Source organism: Xanthomonas sp. NCPPB 1062 (assembly GCF_041481705.2).
Classification (GTDB): domain Bacteria; phylum Pseudomonadota; class Gammaproteobacteria; order Xanthomonadales; family Xanthomonadaceae; genus Xanthomonas; species Xanthomonas euvesicatoria.
In genome coordinates, this window is sequence record NZ_CM192987.1 from 885,319 (window position 1) to 906,050 (window position 20,732).

19 protein-coding genes and 1 other RNA gene are annotated in these 20,732 nt (G+C 66.6%); 12 read left to right on the forward strand and 8 right to left on the reverse strand.

All coding sequences use genetic code 11. The features are described from left to right. Positions 1-225: 225 nt before the first annotated feature. The 6 genes from ACCQ16_RS03820 (at position 226) to ACCQ16_RS03845 (ending at position 8,360) form a co-directional block, all read left to right on the forward strand. The gene (locus ACCQ16_RS03820; RefSeq protein ID WP_005910961.1) at positions 226-318 is read left to right on the forward strand and encodes a potassium-transporting ATPase subunit F; all 93 of its coding nucleotides are present in this window, start codon (positions 226-228) and stop codon (positions 316-318) included. Positions 319-333: 15 nt separating this feature from the next. Next, complete coding sequence (gene kdpA, locus ACCQ16_RS03825) at positions 334-2,127, forward strand: potassium-transporting ATPase subunit KdpA (protein WP_209261687.1); 1,794 nt, start codon at positions 334-336, stop codon at positions 2,125-2,127. Between the two features lie 12 nt (positions 2,128-2,139). Continuing rightward, a complete protein-coding gene (gene kdpB / locus ACCQ16_RS03830; protein ID WP_029818667.1) occupies positions 2,140-4,188 on the forward strand; it encodes a potassium-transporting ATPase subunit KdpB in 2,049 nt (682 codons plus the stop codon). Positions 4,189-4,228: 40 nt separating this feature from the next. Beyond that, a complete protein-coding gene (gene kdpC / locus ACCQ16_RS03835; RefSeq protein WP_029818668.1) occupies positions 4,229-4,858 on the forward strand; it encodes a potassium-transporting ATPase subunit KdpC in 630 nt (209 codons plus the stop codon). 135 nt (positions 4,859-4,993) lie between these two features. Continuing rightward, positions 4,994-7,654, forward strand: coding sequence for a DUF4118 domain-containing protein (locus tag ACCQ16_RS03840; protein ID WP_011346410.1), 2,661 nt, complete (start codon positions 4,994-4,996; stop codon positions 7,652-7,654). Beyond that, positions 7,644-8,360, forward strand: coding sequence for a response regulator (locus ACCQ16_RS03845; protein WP_008571514.1), 717 nt, complete (start codon positions 7,644-7,646; stop codon positions 8,358-8,360). Before ACCQ16_RS03840 ends, ACCQ16_RS03845 begins: the two co-directional genes overlap by 11 nt. Before the next feature lie 37 nt (positions 8,361-8,397). Here ACCQ16_RS03845 and ACCQ16_RS03850 read toward each other — a convergent pair whose 3' ends face one another. The 5 genes from ACCQ16_RS03850 to ACCQ16_RS03870 all read right to left on the reverse strand — a co-directional run bounded on the left by ACCQ16_RS03850 (position 8,398) and on the right by ACCQ16_RS03870 (position 13,044). Next, complete coding sequence (locus ACCQ16_RS03850) at positions 8,398-8,949, reverse strand: hypothetical protein (protein ID WP_122273581.1); 552 nt, start codon at positions 8,947-8,949, stop codon at positions 8,398-8,400. A gap of 67 nt (positions 8,950-9,016) precedes the next feature. Continuing rightward, positions 9,017-10,414 carry an FAD-binding oxidoreductase gene (locus ACCQ16_RS03855; protein WP_039418822.1) on the reverse strand — a complete coding sequence of 466 codons (1,398 nt, stop codon included), beginning with the start codon at positions 10,412-10,414 and terminating at the stop codon, positions 9,017-9,019. Next, the gene (locus ACCQ16_RS03860) at positions 10,411-10,950 is read right to left on the reverse strand and encodes a metal-dependent hydrolase (RefSeq protein WP_127167617.1); all 540 of its coding nucleotides are present in this window, start codon (positions 10,948-10,950) and stop codon (positions 10,411-10,413) included. Before ACCQ16_RS03860 ends, ACCQ16_RS03855 begins: the two co-directional genes overlap by 4 nt. Positions 10,951-10,980: 30 nt before the next feature. Then, on the reverse strand, positions 10,981-11,349 hold the full coding sequence (locus ACCQ16_RS03865; RefSeq protein ID WP_057682280.1) for a YraN family protein: 369 nt from the start codon (positions 11,347-11,349) through the stop codon (positions 10,981-10,983). Positions 11,350-11,352: 3 nt separating this feature from the next. Then, complete coding sequence (locus ACCQ16_RS03870) at positions 11,353-13,044, reverse strand: penicillin-binding protein activator (RefSeq protein ID WP_277573341.1); 1,692 nt, start codon at positions 13,042-13,044, stop codon at positions 11,353-11,355. A 120-nt stretch (positions 13,045-13,164) separates the two neighbouring features. Between ACCQ16_RS03870 and rsmI the strand changes: the two genes are divergently transcribed. Then, positions 13,165-13,986, forward strand: coding sequence for a 16S rRNA (cytidine(1402)-2'-O)-methyltransferase (gene rsmI / locus ACCQ16_RS03875; RefSeq protein ID WP_029818675.1), 822 nt, complete (start codon positions 13,165-13,167; stop codon positions 13,984-13,986). Between the two features lie 146 nt (positions 13,987-14,132). After that, an RNA gene (rnpB, locus tag ACCQ16_RS03880) (RNase P RNA component class A) lies at positions 14,133-14,482 on the forward strand. Positions 14,483-14,959: 477 nt separating this feature from the next. Here rnpB and ACCQ16_RS03885 read toward each other — a convergent pair. From ACCQ16_RS03885 to ACCQ16_RS03895, 3 genes are read right to left on the reverse strand one after another with little or no spacing between them, the layout of a single operon-like run. After that, positions 14,960-15,277 carry a CcdB family protein gene (locus ACCQ16_RS03885; RefSeq protein WP_008571283.1) on the reverse strand — a complete coding sequence of 106 codons (318 nt, stop codon included), beginning with the start codon at positions 15,275-15,277 and terminating at the stop codon, positions 14,960-14,962. Continuing rightward, positions 15,274-15,525, reverse strand: a complete 252-nt coding sequence (locus tag ACCQ16_RS03890) for a type II toxin-antitoxin system CcdA family antitoxin (protein ID WP_277573339.1) — start codon at positions 15,523-15,525, stop codon at positions 15,274-15,276. The genes ACCQ16_RS03885 and ACCQ16_RS03890 overlap by 4 nt, the downstream gene beginning before the upstream one ends. A gap of 48 nt (positions 15,526-15,573) precedes the next feature. Beyond that, complete coding sequence (locus ACCQ16_RS03895) at positions 15,574-16,356, reverse strand: NRDE family protein (protein ID WP_127167620.1); 783 nt, start codon at positions 16,354-16,356, stop codon at positions 15,574-15,576. A 309-nt stretch (positions 16,357-16,665) separates the two neighbouring features. Here ACCQ16_RS03895 and mraZ point away from each other — a divergent pair, with 309 nt between their 5' ends. From mraZ to ACCQ16_RS03915, 4 genes are all read left to right on the forward strand, one after another. After that, complete coding sequence (gene mraZ / locus ACCQ16_RS03900; RefSeq protein WP_003485296.1) at positions 16,666-17,112, forward strand: division/cell wall cluster transcriptional repressor MraZ; 447 nt, start codon at positions 16,666-16,668, stop codon at positions 17,110-17,112. Between the two features lie 14 nt (positions 17,113-17,126). Then, positions 17,127-18,170 (forward strand): 16S rRNA (cytosine(1402)-N(4))-methyltransferase RsmH, encoded by a 1,044-nt coding sequence (gene rsmH, locus ACCQ16_RS03905; RefSeq protein WP_277573342.1) that lies wholly within the window; start codon positions 17,127-17,129, stop codon positions 18,168-18,170. Beyond that, complete coding sequence (gene ftsL, locus ACCQ16_RS03910) at positions 18,167-18,430, forward strand: cell division protein FtsL (protein WP_005910928.1); 264 nt, start codon at positions 18,167-18,169, stop codon at positions 18,428-18,430. Before rsmH ends, ftsL begins: the two co-directional genes overlap by 4 nt. Positions 18,431-18,857: 427 nt before the next feature. Beyond that, a complete protein-coding gene (locus ACCQ16_RS03915; protein ID WP_008571988.1) occupies positions 18,858-20,726 on the forward strand; it encodes a peptidoglycan D,D-transpeptidase FtsI family protein in 1,869 nt (622 codons plus the stop codon). Positions 20,727-20,732: the final 6 nt, after the last annotated feature.

Consider the following 20,732-nt stretch of genomic DNA (forward strand, 5'->3'; position numbering starts at 1 on the left):
GGCGGCAGATCCATAGCGACTTTACGCGGCGCAGGCAGAGACTGCGCAGGTTGGCGGAGCGGTTCCGCCGTGGACGATCCCGATGCATCCCTTGACCTGTCTGCTCCATCGGCGCTGCGCGCACGGTGCGGCAGCGCTTTGCCATGTTGGCACGCACACGCTTCCTACGCCGTTGCACATCGCACTTATCGCGCCGCCGTGCGCGCGTTCGGGGGAGTGACCGACATGCCTGGCTGGTTGTCCCTGTTGTGCGGCGTGGCCGTACTCGTTGCTGCTGCGTATCTGCTGTACGTGGTGCTGCGGCCCGAAGACTTCTGATCCGAGTGCGCCTCAATGACTGAAACTTTTCTTGTGTACGCGCTGGCCATCGTGCTGGCGTGGCCCCTGGGCCGTTATATGGCTGCGGTGATGCGCGGTGCACCGATGCGCGGCGATGCGCTGTTCGGCTGGATCGAACGGCCGTTGTATGCCTTGCTTGGCACGCGTCCGCAGCAGGGCATGTCGTGGCGCGGATACAGCATGGCATTTCTGCTCAGCAACCTTGTCGTTGGCTTGCTGACCTGGGTGGTGTTCATGACCCAGGCATGGCTGCCGTTCAACCCGGATGCCATCCCCAACATGCGGTGGGATACCGCCCTGCACACCATGGTGTCGTTCGTCACCAACACCAATCAGCAGCATTACTCTGGCCAGGCGCAGCTGTCGTATCTGTCGCAGATGACCGGCATCGTCGGCCTGCAGGTGGTGACGCCGATGATGGGCTTGGCATTGGCGGTTGCAACGCTGCGCGCATTGTTCGGTGGGCGTGCCGCCAGACAGGCGTCGATTGCTGCAGCGAATCCGGACACGTCGGCCGTGGCGGAGAGTTCGGAGCCGGAACCGTCGCGTCCGGGGCGCCAGCACAGCGGGTCTGGGTTGGAAGCCCTGCCTGAAGCGGACGTCGGCAATTACTGGGCCGACGTGATTCGCTCCAGCGTGCGCGTGTTGTTGCCGCTGTGCCTGCTGTGGACCGTGCTGCTCGGCTGGCAGGGCGTGCCGTCGACATTACAGGGCGCGGCGACGGCAACGCCATTGGATAGCAGCGCGGGCATGCCCAAGCAGACCATTGCGGTGGGCCCGGTTGCGGCGATGGTGGCGGTGAAACAGCTGGGCACCAATGGCGGTGGCTGGTATGGCCCCAATAGTTCGGTGGCGCTGGAAAACCCAACGCCGTTGAGCAATCTGCTTGAAACGCTCGCGTTGGTCTTGCTGCCGATGAGCGTGGTGTTCATGGTCGGCTACCTGACCGGGCGCAAGCGCCTGACGGCATTGGTGTTCGGCACGATGCTCACGATGTCGGCCGCGTCCACCGCACTATTGCTGTGGTCCGAAGCGCATTCGGCCAGCGCCAACTCGCCAGCGCTGATGGAAGGCAAGGAGGTGCGCATCGGTGCCGATGCCTCGGCATTGTGGGCGGCGTTGACCACGCAGACCTCCAATGGCTCGGTCAATGCGATGCACGATTCGTTGGCGCCGTTGAGTGGCCTGGTCACGCTGGTGGACATGCTGATCAACGCCATCTGGGGCGGTATCGGCTGTGGTCTGCAGCAGTTCGTGGTGTATCTGTTGCTGAGCGTGTTTCTGGCCGGTTTGATGACCGGGCGCACGCCGGAGTTGTTCGGCCGCAAGATCGAATCGCGCGAAGTGCAGTTGCTGGCGCTGTTGATCCTGCTGCAGCCGCTGGTGGTGCTGGGCTTTACCGCAGTGGCGCTGGCTGTCCCGGCACTGACTGCCAATTCCAACCCCGGCTTCCATGGCATCAGCCAGGTGTTCTACGAGTACACCTCTGCATTCGCCAACAACGGTTCGGGTTTCGAAGGCCTGGGCGATGCCACGTACTGGTGGAACCTGAGCTGTTCGGCGGTGCTGGCGCTGGGACGGTATCCGGCGTTGATCCTGCCGCTGATGGTGGCCGCCCGCATGGCAGTCAAGCGGCGTGCGCCGGAATCGGCCGGCAGCCTGCAGGTCGAAACGCCCACCTTTGCGCTGACCCTGATGGCGATCGTGATCGTGCTGACCGTGCTGCAGTTCATGCCGGCACTGGTGCTGGGCCCTATCGCTGAACACCTCGCCCTGGCGGCGTCCTGAGAGTTTTGAGCAATGTCTACGATCGATACGACTGAAAAACGCGAGCGCGGTGACGCAGCGTTGTTCGATGCCGCCGTGCTGGTTGCGGCGATGCGTGCGGCGTTCGCCAAGTTGGCGCCGCGGCATCTGCTGCGCAGCCCGGTGATGGCGGTGGTGATGGGCGGTACCTTGCTGGCGGCGGTGATCACCGCCAGCGGGCATTCGCATGCCGGCTTCGGCTGGGCGGTGACGGCGATCCTGTTCGTCACCGTGCTGTTCGGCAATTTTGCCGAAGCCATCGCCGAAGCGCGCGGTCGCGGCCAGGCTGCATCGCTGCGGCGTGCGCGCAAGGACCTGGTGGCACGCAGGGTGGAAACCGCACTCGGTGGCCGAGAAACGCGTGTGCCGGCAGCGGAGTTGCGTCCGGGCGATTACGTCATGGTATCCGAAGGCGAATTCGTGCCGGCCGATGGCGAGATCGTGCGCGGTGTGGCCACCATCAACGAAGCGGCGGTCACCGGCGAATCGGCACCGGTACTGCGCGAGGCCGGCACCGATCGCAGCGGCGTGATCGGCGGCACGCGCGTGCTCTCCGACGAGATCGTGTTCAAGGTCACCGCCGAACCGGGGCACAGCTTCCTCGATCGCATGATCGCGTTGGTGGAAGGTGCCAACCGGCAAAAGACACCGAACGAAATCGCGCTGACCTTGTTGCTGGCCGCGATGACGCTGACGTTCTTGATCGTGGTGGCATCGTTGCCGGCGATCGCGGGCTTTGTCGGCGTCACGCTGGATCCGCTGCTGCTGATCGCGTTGCTGGTGTGCCTGATCCCGACCACCATCGGCGGGCTGTTGCCGGCGATCGGTATCGCCGGCATGAACCGCGCGCTGTCGGCCAATGTGCTGGCCAAATCGGGCAAGGCCGTGGAAGTGGCCGGCGACGTGGATGTGCTGCTGCTCGACAAGACCGGCACCATCACATACGGCGACCGCCAGGCCACCGCATTCCATCCGCTGGCAGGCGTCGACCGTGCGCAACTGCGCGATGCGGCCATGCTCGCTTCGCTGGCCGACCCCACGCCGGAAGGCAAGTCCATCGTCAAGCTGGCGCGTCAGCAAGGTGCGGTCGCAGTGGAAGCCGAGGGTGGGCATTTCATTGCGTTCACCGCGCAGACGCGCATGTCCGGCGTGGATATCGGTGGGCGCAGCATCCGCAAGGGCGCCGGCGATGCGATCGTGGCGTATGTGCAGGCGCAGGGCGCAACGGTCTCGCCGGAATTGCAGGGCCGTATCGAGGACGTCGCACGTGGCGGTGCCACGCCGTTGGTGGTGGCCGAAGGCCGTCATGTGCTCGGTGTGGTCGAGTTGAGCGACGTGGTCAAGCAGGGCATCAAAGAAAAATTCGCGCAGCTGCGTGCGATGGGCATCAAGACCGTGATGATCACCGGCGACAACCCGCTCACCGCGGCGGCGATCGCTGCCGAAGCCGGCGTGGACGACTACATCGCCCAGGCCCGCCCGGAAGACAAGCTGGCACGCATCCGTGCCGAACAGACGGGTGGACGGCTGGTGGCGATGGTCGGCGACGGCACCAACGACGCCCCGGCGCTCGCGCAGGCCGATGTGGGCCTGGCAATGAACTCCGGCACCCAGGCGGCCAAGGAAGCCGGCAACATGGTGGATCTGGATTCGGATCCGGCCAAGTTGCTGGCGGTGGTGGAAGTGGGCAAGCAGCAGCTGATCACGCGTGGCGCGTTGACCACCTTCTCGCTGGCCAACGACGTTTCCAAGTACTTCGCGATCCTGCCGGCGCTGTTTGCAGCCGCCATCCCGTCGATGGCAGCGCTCAACGTGATGCAGCTCTCCAGTCCGCGTCATGCGGTGCTGGCGGCCTTGATCTTCAATGCGTTGATCATTCCGGCATTGATTCCGCTGGCGTTGCGCGGGGTGCGTTTTCGTCCTTCCAGTGCCACCGCGCTGCTGCGCCGGAACATGCTGATTTACGGCGTGGGCGGCGTGTTGCTGCCGTTCGCGGCGATCAAAGTGATCGATCTGGCGCTGGTTGCCGTCCTCGGTGCCTGAGCCACGCGTGATGCCCCTTTCTACTTCCGGGAACATGTCCATGTCTTCTTCCTTGCCATTACGCGACGGCGGCGTTGTGCGCGGTTCGCTGATGCTCGCGGTGTTCATCTTGTTCGGATTGGGCCTGGCCTACTCGCTGATCGCCACCGGCATCACCGGTGCGCTGTTCTCCGAGCAGGCCACCGGTTCGCTGGTGCGCGTCGATGCGCGCGTGGTTGGTTCGGCCTTGGTGGCCCAGCCGTTCACCGATGCGCGCTATTTCCAGCCGCGTCCGTCGGCCGCCAAGTACGACCTCACCGCCGCGGCCGGCAGCAACCAGGCCCGCTCCAATCCCGATTTGCTGGCCCGTATCGCGGCCACGCGTGCACAAGTGGCCGCACGCGACGGCATCGCCCCTGAAGCCGTACCGGGCGAGCTGCTGACCCAATCCGGCAGCGGCCTGGACCCGCACCTGAGCCCGGCCGGCGCCCAGGTGCAGATCCGCCGGGTGGCCGCCGCACGCGGCTGGCCCGAACAACGCGTTGCCGCCCTGGTGCAGGCGGCGACCGAAGCGCCCCAGTTCGGGCTGCTTGGGCAGCCGCGGGTGAATGTGTTGGCTTTGAACCTCGCGTTGGATGAGGCCGGGGGCCGGAACCCGGAACCGGGGACCCGGGAAATGCCGAAGCAGTAACTGCAGGATTACGCATTTGCTTGTTGCCAAGCGCACTACCTGCAAACGCAGTCATCATGCAGCATTGCGCGGTAGGCTCTTCCGGGTCCCGGGACCCGCTTCGCCCACTCCCAATTCCCGACTCTCCATTCCCGCATGTCCGATGCCCGCACCCAGCAAGCCGATGCCCTGATCGGCGAATTACAGCGCGAACATGGTGGGCGGCTGACGGTGTTCCTGGGCGCCGCGCCCGGAGTCGGCAAGACCTACGCCATGTTGTCGCGGGCGCGCGAGCGCCTGCGCCAGGGCATGGATGTGGTGGCCGGCGTGGTGGAGACGCACGGGCGCAGCGAAACCGCGGCGCTGCTGGAAGGCGTGCCGCTGCTGCCGCGCGCCCGGGTCAGTTACCAGGGCCGCATGCTGGAAGAACTGGATCTGGATGCACTGCTGGCACGCAAACCGCGGCTGGCCCTGATCGACGAGCTGGCGCACCGCAACGTGCCCGGCAGCCGCCATGAGCGGCGCTGGCAAGACATCGTGGAGTTGCTCGATGCCGGCATCGACGTCTACACCACGGTCAACATCCAGCACCTGGAAAGCCTCAACGACATCGTGCTGCGCATCACCGGCGTGCGCGTGTCCGAGACCGTGCCCGATGCCGTGTTCGACCGCCTGCGCGACATCGTGCTGGTGGACCTGCCGCCACGCGAACTGATCGAGCGCCTGCAGCAGGGCAAGGTGTATCTGCCCGAGCAGGCCACGCAGGCGTTGCAGGCGTTTTTCTCGCCTTCCAACCTCACCGCTTTGCGCGAGCTGGCGATGCAGACCGCTGCCGACCGCGTCGACAGCGATCTGCGCGATACCCAGGCCGCGCGCGGCTTGCCTGGCACCGCTGCGTTGCGACGCCGCGTGGTGGTGGCCATCGATGGCCGTGGCAGCTCGGATTATCTGGTGCGCGTGGCGCGGCGCCTGTCGGAGCGGCGCGATGCACCGTGGACGGTGGTCACCGTCCAGACCCGCACCGTGACCGATGCGGCCTGGCAGCTGGAAATCGATCGCGCATTCGCGCTCGCCCATCGTCTCGGTGGCGACAGCGCGCTGCTGCACGGCACCAACGTGGCCGATGCCTTGCTGGATTTCGCTTCGCAAAACGGCATTTCCACCCTGGTGCTGGGGCGCACCCGCGAGCGCCCGCTGGCGCGCATGTTCAACCGCACGTTGACCCAGCAATTGCTGCAACGTGGCGCGCATTACGAATTGGTCATCGTCAGCTCCGCCGATGCGCGCGCACGTGCGCGCCAGCGCTGGCGTAACCCGCGCCAATGGCTGCAGCGTTACGACATGGCGTTCGCTGCGATCGCGGCAGCCAGTGCGGTGGGGGTGGCGTGGTTGCTGCAACGCTGGACCGATATCGACGACCTGTCGATGGTGTTCATTGTCGCGGTGGTGCTGGTGGCCTCGCGCACACGCATGGCTGCGGCGGTGGTTGCCGCATTGCTGAGTTTTGTCGCCTACAACTTCTTCTTCATCGAACCGCGTTTCACCTTGCAGATCAGCGCGCGCCAGGGCGTGGTGACGGTGTGCATGTTCCTGATCGCCGCGTTGGTCGCCGGCCGGCTGGCCTCGCGCCTGCGCAGCCAGGTACTGGCCTTGCGCGCGGCCAATGCGCATGCCAACGCCTTGCAGGCGCTGGGCCGCCAGCTCAGCACCGCGGCCGATCTGGGGCAGGTGCTGGAAGCCGGCCGTCGCGCGCTGACCACTGCGCTGGATGCCGACGTCTGGCTACGCCTGGAGCAGCGCGAAAGCGACGCACCCGCCAGCTTCGGTGCGCTCGATCGCAGCGCCGCAGACTGGACCCAGCGCCACGGCCAACCGGCCGGCCGCTTCACCGATACCCTGGCTGGCGCGCAATGGTGGTGCCTGCCGGTGCGCCACGAGCGCGGCACGCTGGGTGTGGCCGCGCTGCGCTTTCGGCAGACCCTGCAACGGCCCGGCCTGGAACAACGCCGCCTGGCCGAAGCGATGGTGGAAGACATCGGCCAGGCCGCGCTGCGCACGCGCCTGGTCGCCGATCTGGAAGGCGCACGCGTCAGCGGCGAAACCGAGCGCCTGCGTTCTGCCTTGCTCTCGTCGGTCTCGCACGATCTGCGCTCGCCGCTGGCCTCGATGATCGGCTCGGCCAGCAGCCTGGCCAGCTACGGCGATGCGATGGACGCGCACGACCGCCACAGCCTGCTCGACACCATCCAGCTCGAAGGCGAGCGACTGGATCGCTACATCCAGAACCTGCTCGACATGACCCGGCTCGGCCACACAGGCCTGACCTTGAATCGCGACTGGATCGGCGTCGATGAATTGATCGGCTCGGCCACCCGCCGCCTGCAGCGCTACCAGCCGGAGGTGCGCCTGCAACTGGACCTGGCCGCCGACCTGCCGGCGATCTGGGTGCACCCGGCGCTGGTGGAACAGGCCATCTTCAACGTGCTGGAAAATGCGGCGAAATTTTCGCCAGCCGGCGTGCCGGTGACCGTGCACGCGCAGCTGCGCGCCGGCGCGCTGCAGATCGACATCGGCGACCAGGGGCCGGGCATTCCCGAAGACGAGCGCGCGCGAATCTTCGACATGTTCTACAGCGTGGAGCGCGGTGACCGCGGGCGCAACGGCACCGGCTTGGGTCTTGCCATCTGCCAGGGCATGATCGGCGCGCACGGGGGCAGCGTGGAGGCATTGGCAGGCGCGCATGGTCACGGCACCACAATCCGCATTACGCTGCCGTTGCTCGTTCCCGCCGCGCCACCTCGCCCCGATGCCGACTGACCTCACCGCCATCCCGCCCGCCCGCGTGCTGATCGTCGACGACGAGCCGCAGATCCGTCGTTTTCTCGACATCAGCCTGCGTGCGCAGGGCTATCGCGTGCTGCAGGCCGGCACCGGCGAAGAAGGCCTGGCCTTGCTGGCCGGGCAGGGCGCCGAATTGGTGGTGCTGGACATCGGCCTGCCCGATCGCGATGGGCATGAAGTCCTGCGCGAGATCCGCCAGTGGTCCAACGTGCCGGTGATCATGCTCACGGTGCGCGCCGGCGAAACCGAAAAGGTCGCCGCGCTCGATGCCGGCGCCAACGACTACGTCACCAAGCCCTTCGGCGTGCAGGAATTGATGGCCCGCATCCGCTCGCTGCTGCGCCAGGCCGGCGCCGGCAGCACGGTGGAAGAAAGCGTGTTCGACGACGGCCGGCTGCATATCCATCTGGGCCTGCGCGAGGTCACCCTGCACGGCGAGGCCGTGCCGCTGAGCCGCAAGGAATACGCCTTGCTCGCACTGCTGCTCAAACACGCCGGCCGCGTGGTCACCCAGCCGCAGTTGCTGCGCGAGGTGTGGGGCCCCACCCACGAAGAAGACACCCACTACCTGCGCATCCTGGTCGGCAAACTGCGCCAGAAACTGCAGGACGACGCCGCCGACCCGCACTACATCGTCACCGAGCCGGGCGTGGGGCTGCGGTTTATCGGAGTGATGCGTTGAGCGTATCTGGTGCGCCGGAGGTGGATGACTGCGTGTATCAGGGGACGCGTTGCTGCCGGTAATCGACGATGCCTTCGACGTACAGGATCATCTGCGCACACAGTTGCAGTCCGTGGTACCAGGGAAGGAAGTCATTGAGGGGAAGTCCAGCCATTGCAGCGTCGATGGTAAAGCTGCGCCATCGGACGGGAAGCTTGCTTCTCTTGCCGAAGTTCCAGATGTTGTTGTGGCTGAAGGCGTTGCGCAGGTGCATCGCGAAGGCGAACCAGTCCTGGTCGCGCAACTGGGTAAACTCGTTCTTTGCCGTAGCGTAATCCCCGGTGGCGGCCACGCTCTCCGAGAGCATGCGCGCATAGGCCGCGTCCATCGTCGACCGAGCCAGGCCGGCCTGCACGGCAGCGTTGAAGCGGATACGGTAACCATTGCCTGCCGGCCCTGGTGAGGCATCGTCCTGGGTAATGGTGAAGCCCGACTCGGTGATATGGATGCGATGCCGCGCTATTTCCGGACCGGTTTCCGGCGAGGTCAGCAGCGCATAGCCAGCGGCGCTGTAGTGAAACGCATCGCGTGCGATGAGCAGCCGTTCCATCGCCTGGTTGCGGTATGGATCGAGTGCTTTCTGAAGCAACTGACTCATGGTGTGGGTCTGCATCGGACTATCGCCCGGCAGGCGAGTGGGGCAACACCTTCCCCGGATTCAAGATGCCATCCGGATCCAGCGCGGCCTTGATCGCGCGCATGGCCGCCAGCGTGGCTGGATTGAACGCCTGGCTCATGAAATCGCGCTTGGCCACGCCGATGCCGTGTTCGCCGGAGAGCGTGCCCTCCAGCGCCAGCACCAGCGTAAACAGCCGTGGCAGGGCGGCGTGTGCGCGGGCATCTTCGTCGGCATCGGCCGGGTCGTACATGATGTTGACGTGCAGGTTGCCGTTGCCGGCATGGCCGAAGGCGACGATGGGCAGCGCGAATTCCGCAGCGAGTGCTTCCACGCCGGCGACGAGTTCGGGAATGCGCGACACCGGCACCACCACGTCCTCATTGATCTTGCCCGGCTTGATGGTGCGCAAGGCCGGCGACAAGGCACGGCGTGCGGCCCACAACCTGTCGCGCGCGCTGCCATCGGCGGCCACGTCCAGGCCCAGTACGCCCTGGCCATCGGCCGCCTCGTGCAGGGCTTGCAGCGCGTAGGGCAAGGTGTCGTGATCGCCGTCGGCTTCGATCAACAGCATGGCGCCGGCGTCGGGTACGTCGCTGCCATTGCGGCGTAGCAGCGCAATCGCGCTGGCATCCATGAATTCCAGCATGGTCGGCGTGGTCGGTTGCGCCATCAGCCGCGACACTGCGGCTGCGGCGCTGGAGGCATCGCGATACAGCGCGCGCAGGCCGGCTTGCGCGATTGCACGCGGGGTCAGCTTCAAGGTCGCCTCGACGATGATCGCCAGGGTGCCCTCGCTGCCCACCAGCAAGTGGGTGAGGTCGTAACCGGTGGAATTCTTGGTGTACGCACCGCCGCAGCGGATCACCTCGCCGGTGCCAGTGACGGCCACCAGGCCGAGCACGTTGTCGCGGGTGGCGCCGTATTTCACCGCGCGCGGGCCGCCGGCGTTGGTGGATAGATTGCCGCCGACGCTGCAGATCTCCGCGCTGGACGGATCCGGCGGCCAGAACAATCCGTGCGGCTGCAGCGCCTGCTGCAGGTCGCCATTGAGCACGCCCGGTTGCACCACCGCGCAGCGGTCTTGCGGACGCAGTGCCAGGATCTGGTTCATGCGCGCCATCGACACCACCACGCCGCCGGAAAACGGCACCGCCGCGCCGGTGGTGCCGGTGCCGGCGCCGCGCGCCACGATCGGCACGCCGTGCGCACGGCACGCCTGCACGATCGCCACCACCTCATCGGTGTCGCGCGGCAACGCCACTGCGGCAGGCAATGCCCAGCGGCGCGAATCGTCTTCGCCATAGCGGCGGCGCGCATCGTCGCCGGTCAACCAGCCATCGGTACCCAGGCGCGTGGCCAATACCTCGGCAAGTGCGGTGGGAAGTACATCGGTCATGACTTGCGATCCTGTGGTGCCGCGCGCTGGATGCATTTCCACCCCAGCACGGCGACGGTGAGCGGCAGCCAGACCCAGCGCAGCTCGGAGAGCAGCGTGCTCAGGCCACGCGCATTGAAGAAGCCGGTGGCAAATGGCGACACCCGGATCGGCCGCCATGGTGCGAACCAGCGCGTCTGGCTCCACGGCCAGCCCAGTGCCACGCCCAGGCCGCCGGAAGTCATCGCATCCAGCAGCGGGTGCGAGGCGGCACAGACGAACAAAAACACAGACGCCTGCACGGCATCCGCGCGCAACAGGCGATGTGACGCAACGCCGAGCAACCCCACGATTGCGGCGAACAACAGCGAGTGGCTGGCACCGCGATGACCAAACGCATCGGCGTAGGGAATGTGCAGCGCGAACGCCAGTACATCGGCATCGGGCAGCATCGCCGCCGCCACGCCGGCCGCGAGCAGGCGTGGCGAGATGCGGCCGCGTTCACTGGCGCACCACAGCGCCAATGGCACGGCTGCGTGGGTCATGACGGTTGGCATAAAAAACGTTGGCGTGAGCGTAGGTGGCGGTCAGCAATCGTCGGCGCGGAACGCGTCGCGGATCCAGTGCAATACCGGCGGTTCGCCGCTGGCATCGACCACATCGAAGCGGCACGGCAGCGCGGCCAGGGTCGGGTGGGCGCCAAGAAACAACTGCGCGGCCAGCAGCAGCTTGCGACGTTTGCGCCAGTCCACCGATGCCGCACCGCCGCCGAAGCGGTCGTCGCGCCGGTAACGCACTTCCACAAATACCAGCGCTGGCCCGTCGCGCATCACCAGATCCAGTTCGCCGCCACGGTAGTTGGCATTGCCAACCACCAGCCGCAGCCCGGCCTGCTCCAGCAACGCGCGCGCGGCCGCCTCGACCGCCGCACCACGCTGCTGACGCGCTGCCGGCATGGCTCAGCGGCCGTCGGCGATCGGCGTCGGGCGGCCGCCGCTGAAGGTGGACCAGGCCGGCGTGCGCAACACATTGCCGAAGCCATCCAGGTGCAGGGTGCCGGTGGCGCCGCGCAGGCCGCCATCGGTGCCGGTGGCGAGTTTTTCCAGGTACGCAGTGATCTTCCAGGCGTCGTAGCCGAACGCGAACAGGCGGGCGGCCGGGCCGCGTGCGCTGGGCAGGGTGCTGGCCACCTGGCTGACCGCCGGCAGGCCGGATACGCCCAGGGCGGTCCAGGTTTCGCTCGGGTAGACGATGCCATCCAGCGCCAGATCGTCTTCGACCTTGCCGGTGCCGGCCACCAGTTGCGAGGTACCCACGCGCGATTTGCCGGCGAACCCGGCCAACGCCAGCTGCGGCGCCAGCGCACGCGCAGTATTGCCGCGCACTGCCAGAAACACTGCATCGGCAGTGCCGTAATTGCGCAACTGCGCACCGATATCGCCCGGCGCATCGGCCACGCTGATGCTGCCGGCCACCGTGCCGCCGCGTTCGCTGAAACGGTCGTGGAAGGCCTTGATGGTGCGCTTGCCGTTGTCGTCGCTGGTGCCGACGATCAGCACGTTGCGGCGTTCGCGCGAGAGCAGGTATTCGGCGGCCATGATGCCGTCGTCTTCCGGCGCCAGCGAGAAGCCTGCGCTGCCGGTGGGCGGGGCCTTGTTGTCGGTGGGGCGGTTGAGCGCCAGCACCGGCACCGCCAACTGGCCGCGCGCAAACAGCGCGCTGACCTCGTCGCGCCCCAACGGGCCGACCACGTAATCCACCCCGGCGTTGACCGCCTTGTCGTAGGCGGCATTGGCGCCGGCCGGGGTGCCGGCGGTGTCGAAGAACTGCACTTCCGGGCGGCGGCGGGTTTCGGCGTAGTAGCCGGCCAGCAGGCCATCGCGTACCGGCGCGGCGGCGGTGGCCAGGTTGCCGGTGATCGGCAGCAGCACGCCCAGCTTGACCGGTGGGCGGTAGCCATCGCGCTCGGCCGGCGGGCGTTTGCTCGTGTCGAAGCCCCACTGTGCATCGCGCTCGAAGGCGCGCGGCAACGCCAGGCCACGGCTGATCAACGCGCGCCCGGCAAAGTTGTACAACGGGTCGCCGGCCGGCAGTGCCGCGGTGCGGCCCTTGAGGGTGGCGTCGTCGAGCGCGGCAAGCAGGCGCACGATCGCGCGCTGGTTGTCGCTGCGCACGGTGCCGGTCAGGCTGGCATCGGCACGCGCGCGGTCGGCTGCGGCGCCGAACAGGTCGCCGGTGGCTTCCAGCGCCGCAGCGCGTGCCACCAGCCAGCGCGTCTGCAGCGGCTGGGTCAGCCCCTGCGGGCTGTCGCCCAGGGCCTGCAACGCCTGCGCGCCCTGCTTGTCGAGCACCGCCAGCTCGCCGGTGAGCAGCCCGAAGCGAGCCCGCTCCTCGCCGCTCAGGTGGCGTGGGTTGACCTGCGCCAGCAGCGTGCGGGCCCGCGCATCGTCACCGGCGTCGTGCCAGCCGAACGCCGCGGCCGCCAGCAACCGGCTGCGCTGCGCGCCGCTGGCACTGGCGGCTTCGGCTTCCAACTGCTGCGCGGCGTCGCGCGGTTTGCCCTGATCCAGCAGTGCCAGCGCTGCGCTCTGCGTCGGCGAGGCGGTCGGCGTGACGCTGCTGGTGGCGCAACCTGCGGCCAGCATCACCATCAGCGAAAGGGCAGAGATCCTTGCAACACGCTTGTTCATTTCAGATCCATTGGACAGGGGCCGCCGGGGCGGACCGTTAAAAACGCTACGATTCTACCCTTTGCCCCCGGAAAACCGCTGATGACGTCCCCTGGAACCCTGCACGTGGTCGCCACGCCGATCGGCAACCTGGCCGACCTGTCGCCGCGCGCGCAGGAGGTGTTGCGTGGCGTGGCCGCGATCTGCGCCGAAGACACGCGCCATACCCGCCAGTTGCTCGGCCATTTCGGCATCGACCGCCCGCTGCTGGCGCTGCACGACCACAACGAAGACGCCATGTCCGAACGCATCGTGGCGCGCCTGCGCGAAGGCGAGTCGCTGGCCATCGTCAGCGACGCCGGCACCCCGTTGGTGAGCGACCCCGGTTTCAAGCTGGTGCGCGCCGCCCGTGCGGCCGGCATCAAGGTCAGCCCGGTCCCGGGCGCCTGTGCGGCGATCGCCGCGCTCAGCGTGGCCGGCCTGCCCAGCGACCGTTTCGGCTTCGAGGGATTTCTGCCGGCCAAGAGCGCCGCCCGCCGCGAGCGCCTGGCGCGGCTGGCCGGCGAGACCCGCACCCTGGTGTTCTACGAGTCGTCCCACCGCATCGTCGAATCGTTGGCCGACCTGCGCCTGGCCTTCGGCGATGACCGCCCGGCGGTGATCGCCCGCGAGCTGACCAAACTGTTCGAAACCGTGCTCGACGGCAGCCTGGCGCAGCTGCAGGCCCAGGTCGAAGCCGACGACAACCAGCGCAAGGGCGAGTTCGTGGTGATGGTGCAGGGCGCCGCCGACGCTGCCGACGGCCAGCTCGCCGAAGGCCGCCGCGTCTACGCCAAGCTCGCCGAGCACCTGCCCCCGTCCACCGCCGCCAAGCTCGCCGCCGAGCTGACTGGCGCGCCGCGGAAGGCGTTGTATGGCGGCTAATGCGGTCATTGCAGGAGCGTGCCTGGACGCGACGGTGGTGGGTCGGTACCCCCTTTCGCGCACGGGTGCGCTCCTACAAGGCAATGGCCAGCGTGAAATCGCCGCGCCGTTTTGCACTGCAGCGATAGCGTAGAATGCGCCCCGGCGGAGTCGGCCAGACAGTCGCGTCACTCGCAAGAGTGCCGAGGAAAGTCCGGGCTCCATAGGGCAAGGTGCCAGGTAACGCCTGGGCGGCGCAAGCCGACGGACAGTGCAACAGAAAGATACCGCCTACGTTCCCTTCGGGGAGCCGGTAAGGGTGAAATGGTGCGGTAAGAGCGCACCGCGAGTCCGGTAACGGACCGGCACGGCAAACCCCACCTGGAGCAAGACCAAATAGGGATCCATTGGCGTGGCCCGCGCTGGATCCGGGTAGGTTGCTTGAGCGCTGCGGTGACGTAGCGCCTAGACGAATGACTGTCCACGACAGAACCCGGCTTATCGGCCGGCTCCGCCGCCTTCGTTCGGGCGTTCGCCCTTCTCGAAGGCGCCCACGCTTTGTACCGCAGCAGGCGATACAAAACGCGGGTCCCGCTCCGGGCATTCCACATCCCCGCGGCTGTCGCCGCGCCCCCTTGACTCAAGGGGGCTTGCAGGTAGGCAGTTGGTCGAGGCGTAGGTCGTTGGTCGAGGCTCTCGCGACGCGTCGCCGCCTTCATTCGGGCGTTCGCCCTTCTCGAAGGCGCCCACGCTTGGTACCGCTGCAGGCGGTACAAGACGCGGGTCCCGCTCCGGGTCTGCCACATCCCCGCGGTTGTCGCCGCGCCCCTTGATTCAAGAGGGCTTGCACTCGGTAAGTTGTCTGGTGCTTTCGGCTGTCTGCGATCAATGCGATTGCTGCTTCGATCTTTACTGCTTGGCTTGGGCTTTGCCCTCGCGGCGAACGCTGTGTGCGTTGCTGCGGCCTTGCTTGACGCGTTTTTCTGTTTTGCGCTTAACCGAACGAGCGGGTGAATAGCTCGTCCAGGGCGTCGATGATGATCTGGCCTTGGTCCTTCAATGTGCCGGCAGGTTTGTTGAGCACGGCCAGCGGCACCGAGGTCATTTCCAGAGGCTGCAGGATGACGCTGTGGCCGGCGACGGTGAGTTCCGGGGTGAAACGGGATGGGGTCGGGGAGTGGCCGGACTTGATGACCAGGGGCACGACGACGCGGCGAGGAGAGGCGTCGAAGATCTTCGACTGGACCACCACCACGTACGGGATGTTCTTGTTCTGGCCGACATTGGCGTAGACATCGAACTGGCCGGTCATAGCGTGGAGAACTCGTCGGCGAAGGAGCCGTGCGCTTCAGTGAAGACCTTCCATTCGCTCGCGGCGCGTTGCAGCTCAACCGCTCTGGCGCTGTGGTTGTCGCGTTCCTTGGTGACGTACTCGGCCAGCAACTCTTCCACCTTTGCCGAAAGGTTGCCAGTCATCGCGCGGGCTTGCGCCGCCAGGTCGGCATTGATGGTCAGATTCAGCGGCTTCTTCTGCGCTGAAACGTCGTAATAGCGATTCATGCGTTGGCTCCTGGTTTATGCGCACGCTATGCGCATGATTGTGGCTTGTCAACGCGAGCCAGGGATCTCCAGGCGTGTCTCGCCCTGGAAACTCCCATTCGGCCCGAAGCGTCGTTCGTGGATGAAGCCGTGGCCGTGATGGTCTGCCGCAACGATGGTGCTGGCGCGGGTGCCGTAGCTGGGGCCGCTGATGAAGGCGGCCGAGAGCAGGCGTTCGGTGGGCAGGTCCACGCCGGTCTGCGGTAGCGCAGCGTCGGGGGCGATGGCCGGGTTGCCCAGGGCGGCCCACAGCGGCTGCAGGTCTTCCTCGCCACTGGCGCACCAGCGGTGCAGCACCCTGGTCAGCGCGGCGGTCTTGGGCCACGGCGCATCCAGCGGTCCGTTGGACATGCCATGGATGCCCGCAGCCAGTCGCCGTGCCAGCGGTGGGTGGTTGCTCAGGTGCTCGCAACGGTCGGCGTCGCACAGCAACAGGTTGAAAGGTGGGAACTCGTGGGCGGCACCGGCCAGTGCGTTGCCGTAGGCAGTAGCGCTCAGGCTGCCGGACAGATAGTCGGCGATCAGATGCCCGCGCGAGCGCCCCGAGGCCGTGGCGAGCGGGTCACGCACGTTGGTGACCACCGCAGCGCGTCCGTCCCGACCCAGGCCAACCCAACTGCCACCGGAGCGTAGGTCGCGGCCGGCCAGCATGTTGTCGGCCGGCGCCGCCCAGCGCGCCAGTGCCGCAGTGGGACGTTCATGGAATTCGTCGCGGTTGCCCACCAGCAGCAAACGCCAGCGCGGGTGGGCTTTCCAGGCGAGAGCGACCAAGCACATGCCGCCGATTGTCATCTTGTTTGCGCAGTTGGGATACGTAGCTGGCGCAATGTGAAGTGAGACGGCAGTCGGGTTTACATGGCCTTCACCGCCCTGAATTTCCGTTCAATCTCAAAATATGAGACGAAACAGCAACTTGTGGATAACCTTTGAACAAGTCTCTAAAGAGTGCCGCAACTCATTGATGCAACTGGCGATTTGTGGTCTTGAAAACTGTTGACAACCTTTGGCGCACTGCTAAGGTGGGCAACGGAGGGAAAACCAGGTGTTTTGTGGTTTTTCGTGGTTCAATGATCCCCCAGCGGGTATTCGAGGTTGCATTCGGTGTTTCAGGGCGAGACTGCCATCACGGTGGACGACAAGGGGCGTATGGCGGTGCCAACCGCATACCGCGACCTCGTTGCGCGTGTCAGCGGCAATCGCCTGGTCCTCACCTACAACCCCTTCGAAGCCGGATGCCTGTGGCTATATGCGGAAAAGGAGTGGGAGCGGGTGCGCGACGACGTGATGTCCAAGCCCAATACCCAGCGCGTGGTCCGCACGCTGCAACAGAAGCTGGTGGGTTCATCCGCCGTGCTGGAGCTGGACGCCAACGGCCGTCTGAGCATTCCGGCCAGCCACCGCAATGCGGTGGGCATCGAAAAAAAGGCCGTGCTGCTGGGCATGGGCGACAAGTTCGAACTCTGGAGCGAGCAGGCACATCGCGCACTGATCCAGCAGACATTGTCTGACGGGGATCTGGGCGATGAATTGCTCGATCTCAGGTTGTGAGCCGGGGTGCCCGGATGCGCGGTGAAGCGCAGCCCGGTCACCCGGTGTCGCAGCCGCCGGCGGCGCATGTGCCGGTGCTGTACACGCAGGTTCTGGATGGCCTGCAAGTGACCGAAAACGGAACGTATCTGGATGGCACGTTCGGGCGTGGCGGGCACGCACGCGGCGTGCTGGAACACCTTGGCCCGGGAGGTCGACTGCTGGTGATGGACAAGGACCCCGAAGCGATCGCAGTGGCCGAACACAGCTTCGGTGGCGATGCGCGCGTGTCCATCCATCGCGGCAGTTTTGCCGGACTCGGCCAGGTGGTGGCCGCGGCCACCGTCGACGGCATCCTGCTGGACCTGGGCGTGTCTTCGCCGCAGCTGGACGTGGCCGGGCGCGGTTTCAGTTTCGGCAAGGACGGCCCGCTGGACATGCGCATGGACCCGGACAACGGCCAGAGCGCGGCGCAGTGGCTGGCGCAGGTCAGCGAGCGCGAGATCGCCGATGTGCTGTGGACCTATGGCGAAGAACGCCAGAGCCGCCGCATCGCGCGCGCCATCGTGGCGCGGCGCGCCGAACAGCCGCTGCTGCGCACTGCACAACTGGCCGACCTGATCGCGTCGGTGATGCCGCGCGGCGACAGCAAGACCCACCCGGCCACACGCAGCTTCCAGGCCATCCGCATCCACATCAACCGCGAGCTGGCCGATCTGGAAGCCGGGCTGGACGCCGCCCTGGACGCGCTCAAGCCGGGCGGCCGACTGGCGGTGATCAGCTTCCATTCGCTGGAAGATCGCATCGTCAAACAATTCATGGCCCGCTATGCCAAGGCCCCGCCGAGCAACCGCCGCTTGCCCGAAGCCCAGCCGTTCGTTCCCACGCTGCAGCTGGTGAGCGGCGCGATCAAGGCCGACGACGCCGAATTGAACGTCAATCCGCGTGCCCGCAGCGCGGTGTTGCGGGTAGCTGAAAAGCTGGGAGTCGGGATTCGGAATTCGGGATTGGAAGAGCGCTCCAAGCGAATCCCAAATCCCCAATCCCCAATCCCGGCGTCTCAAGGAGACGCCGCATGAGCCGCTTGCTGCTCGTCGTGCTGCTTGCCTGCAGCATCGCCTCGGCGATCGGTGTGGTGTACATGCGCCACATGCATCGCAAGCTGTTCGTGCAGTTGTCCAAGCTCGAGCACACGCGCGACGAATTGAATATCGAATTCGGCCGGCTGCAGCTGGAGCAGGCCACCTGGGCGGAAAGCAACCGGGTCGACCAGGTCGCACGTGCGCGCATCGGGATGAAGTTCCCCGAGACCAACGACATCGTGGTGGTGCGCCCATGAGCTTGCGGCAGGACAACCGCGTTGCACGACGCAGCCGCCCGCAGGGTGGCGCTTATGTGGGTGCGGCCATGACAAAACGGCAGGACAGCCGTTTTGCACAGCGCAGCTGCCCGCAGGGTGGCGCTTATGCAGGTGCCGCCATGACAAAACGGCAGGACAGCCGTTTTGCACAGCGCAGCTGCCCGCAGGGTGGCGCTTATGCAGGTGCCGCCATGACAAAACGGCAGGACAGCCGTTTTGCACAGCGCAGCTGCCCGCAGGGTGGCGCTTATGCAGGTGCCGCCATGACAAAACGGCAGGACAGCCGTTTTGCACAGCGCAGCTGCCCGCAGGGTGGCGCTTATGCAGGTGCCGCCATGACAAAACGGCAGGACAGCCGTTTTGCACAGCGCAGCTGCCCGCAGGGTGGCGCACACGGAGGTGCGCCATGAAAACCGGCCGCAACCGCCCCCGTAGCAATTTCAACCTCCGTGGTCGCCTGACCCTGGTCGGTATCGCGCTTGGCCTGTGCTCGGTGACGCTGATCGGCCGCGCGGCCTACGTGCAACTGGTCAATCGCGATTTTTACCAGCGTCAGGGCGAAGCGCGTTACCTGCGCGAACTGCCCATCGCCACCTCGCGCGGCATGATCACCGACCGCAACGGCGAGCCGCTGGCGGTGTCTACGCCGGTGGAATCGATCTGGGTCAATCCGCAGGAACTGCTGCGCAACCCGGACCGCATTCCCGAGCTGGCAAAAGCGCTCGGGCAGCCGCTGGACGAGTTGAACGCCAAGCTGGCACAGAAGGCCGGCAAGGAATTCATGTACCTGCAGCGCCGGATCAATCCGGACAAGGCGCATGCGATTGTCGATCTGAAGATTCCTGGCGTGTTCTCGCAGCGCGAGTTCCGCCGCTTCTATCCGCAAGGCGAGGCGATGGCCCATGTGCTGGGCTTCACCAACATCGACGACCGCGGCCAGGAAGGCCTGGAGCTGGCATTCGACGAATGGCTGCGCGGCAAGCCCGGTTCCAAGAAGGTGGTGCGCGATGCGCGCGGCGCCATCGTGGAAAGCGTGGACCTGGTGCGTCCGGCGCAACCGGGCAAGGACCTGACGCTGAGCATCGACCGCCGCATCCAGTTCCTGGCCTACAAGGAGCTGCGCAACGCACTGGTCGAAAACAACGCGGCCGGCGGTTCGATGGTGGTGATGGACGTGGCCACCGGCGAAGTACTGGCGATGGTCAACCTGCCGACCTACAACCCCAATTCGGTCACTGGTATCAATCCGTCGGCGCGCCGCAACCGTGCGGTCACCGATCTGGTCGAGCCGGGTTCGACGATGAAGCCGCTGACCGTGGCCACCGCGCTGACGGCCGGCGTGGTGACCAAGGACACCGTCATCGATACCAACCCCGGCTACATGTCGGTGGGGCGCTTCACCATTCGCGATGTGCCGCGCAATAACGGTGTGCTCAACGTCACCGGCGTGATCACCCGCAGCTCGAACATCGGCGCGGCCAAGATCGCGGCCAAGGTGCCCGACCAGACCTTCTACCAGTCGATCCGCAACTTCGGTTACGGCAGCGCGCCGCATAGCGGGTTCCCCGGCGAATCGGCCGGCGTGGTGCTGCAGCCGGCGCGCTGGAGCGGCCCGTCCAAGACCACGATGTCCTACGGTTACGGCCTGTCGGTGACGCCGCTGCAGATTGCCCAGGCGTACGCCACGCTGGGCAACGGCGGCAAGCTCACTCCGCCGACCTTCGTGCGTGGCCAGCACAACGAAACCCGGCAGGTGATCACGCCGGAAGTGGCGCGCCAGGTCATCGACATGATGGAGACCGTGGTGACCCAGGGCGGCGCCAAGGGCGCGGCGATTCTGGGCTACCACGTGGCCGGCAAGACCGGCACGGCGCGCAAGAATGGCGCCAACGGCTACGAGCGCGGGCATTACAACGCCCTGTTCGCCGGCCTGGTGCCGGCCACGCGCCCGCGCTTTGCCACCGTCATCGTGATCAACGATCCGCAAGGCAAGGTGTATTACGGCGGTCTGGTGTCGGCGCCGGTCTTCCATCGCGTGATGGAAGGCGCGCTGCGCTTGATGGACGTGCCGCCGGACGATATCCAGTCGTGGCTGGCCGCACAGGCGGCCGGCAAGACCGGCCAGCCGGTGGTCAAGCCGCAATCGGCCGATCCGGATCCGGCCCTGGTGCCGGACCCGGTGGATGAAGTCTCTGCCGGCATTCCGACCGCACTGGCGCCTGCGCCGGCTGCCGCGCCAGCACAGCCCGCGCCGTTGCAGGAGAGCCGCCAGTGAGCCGCT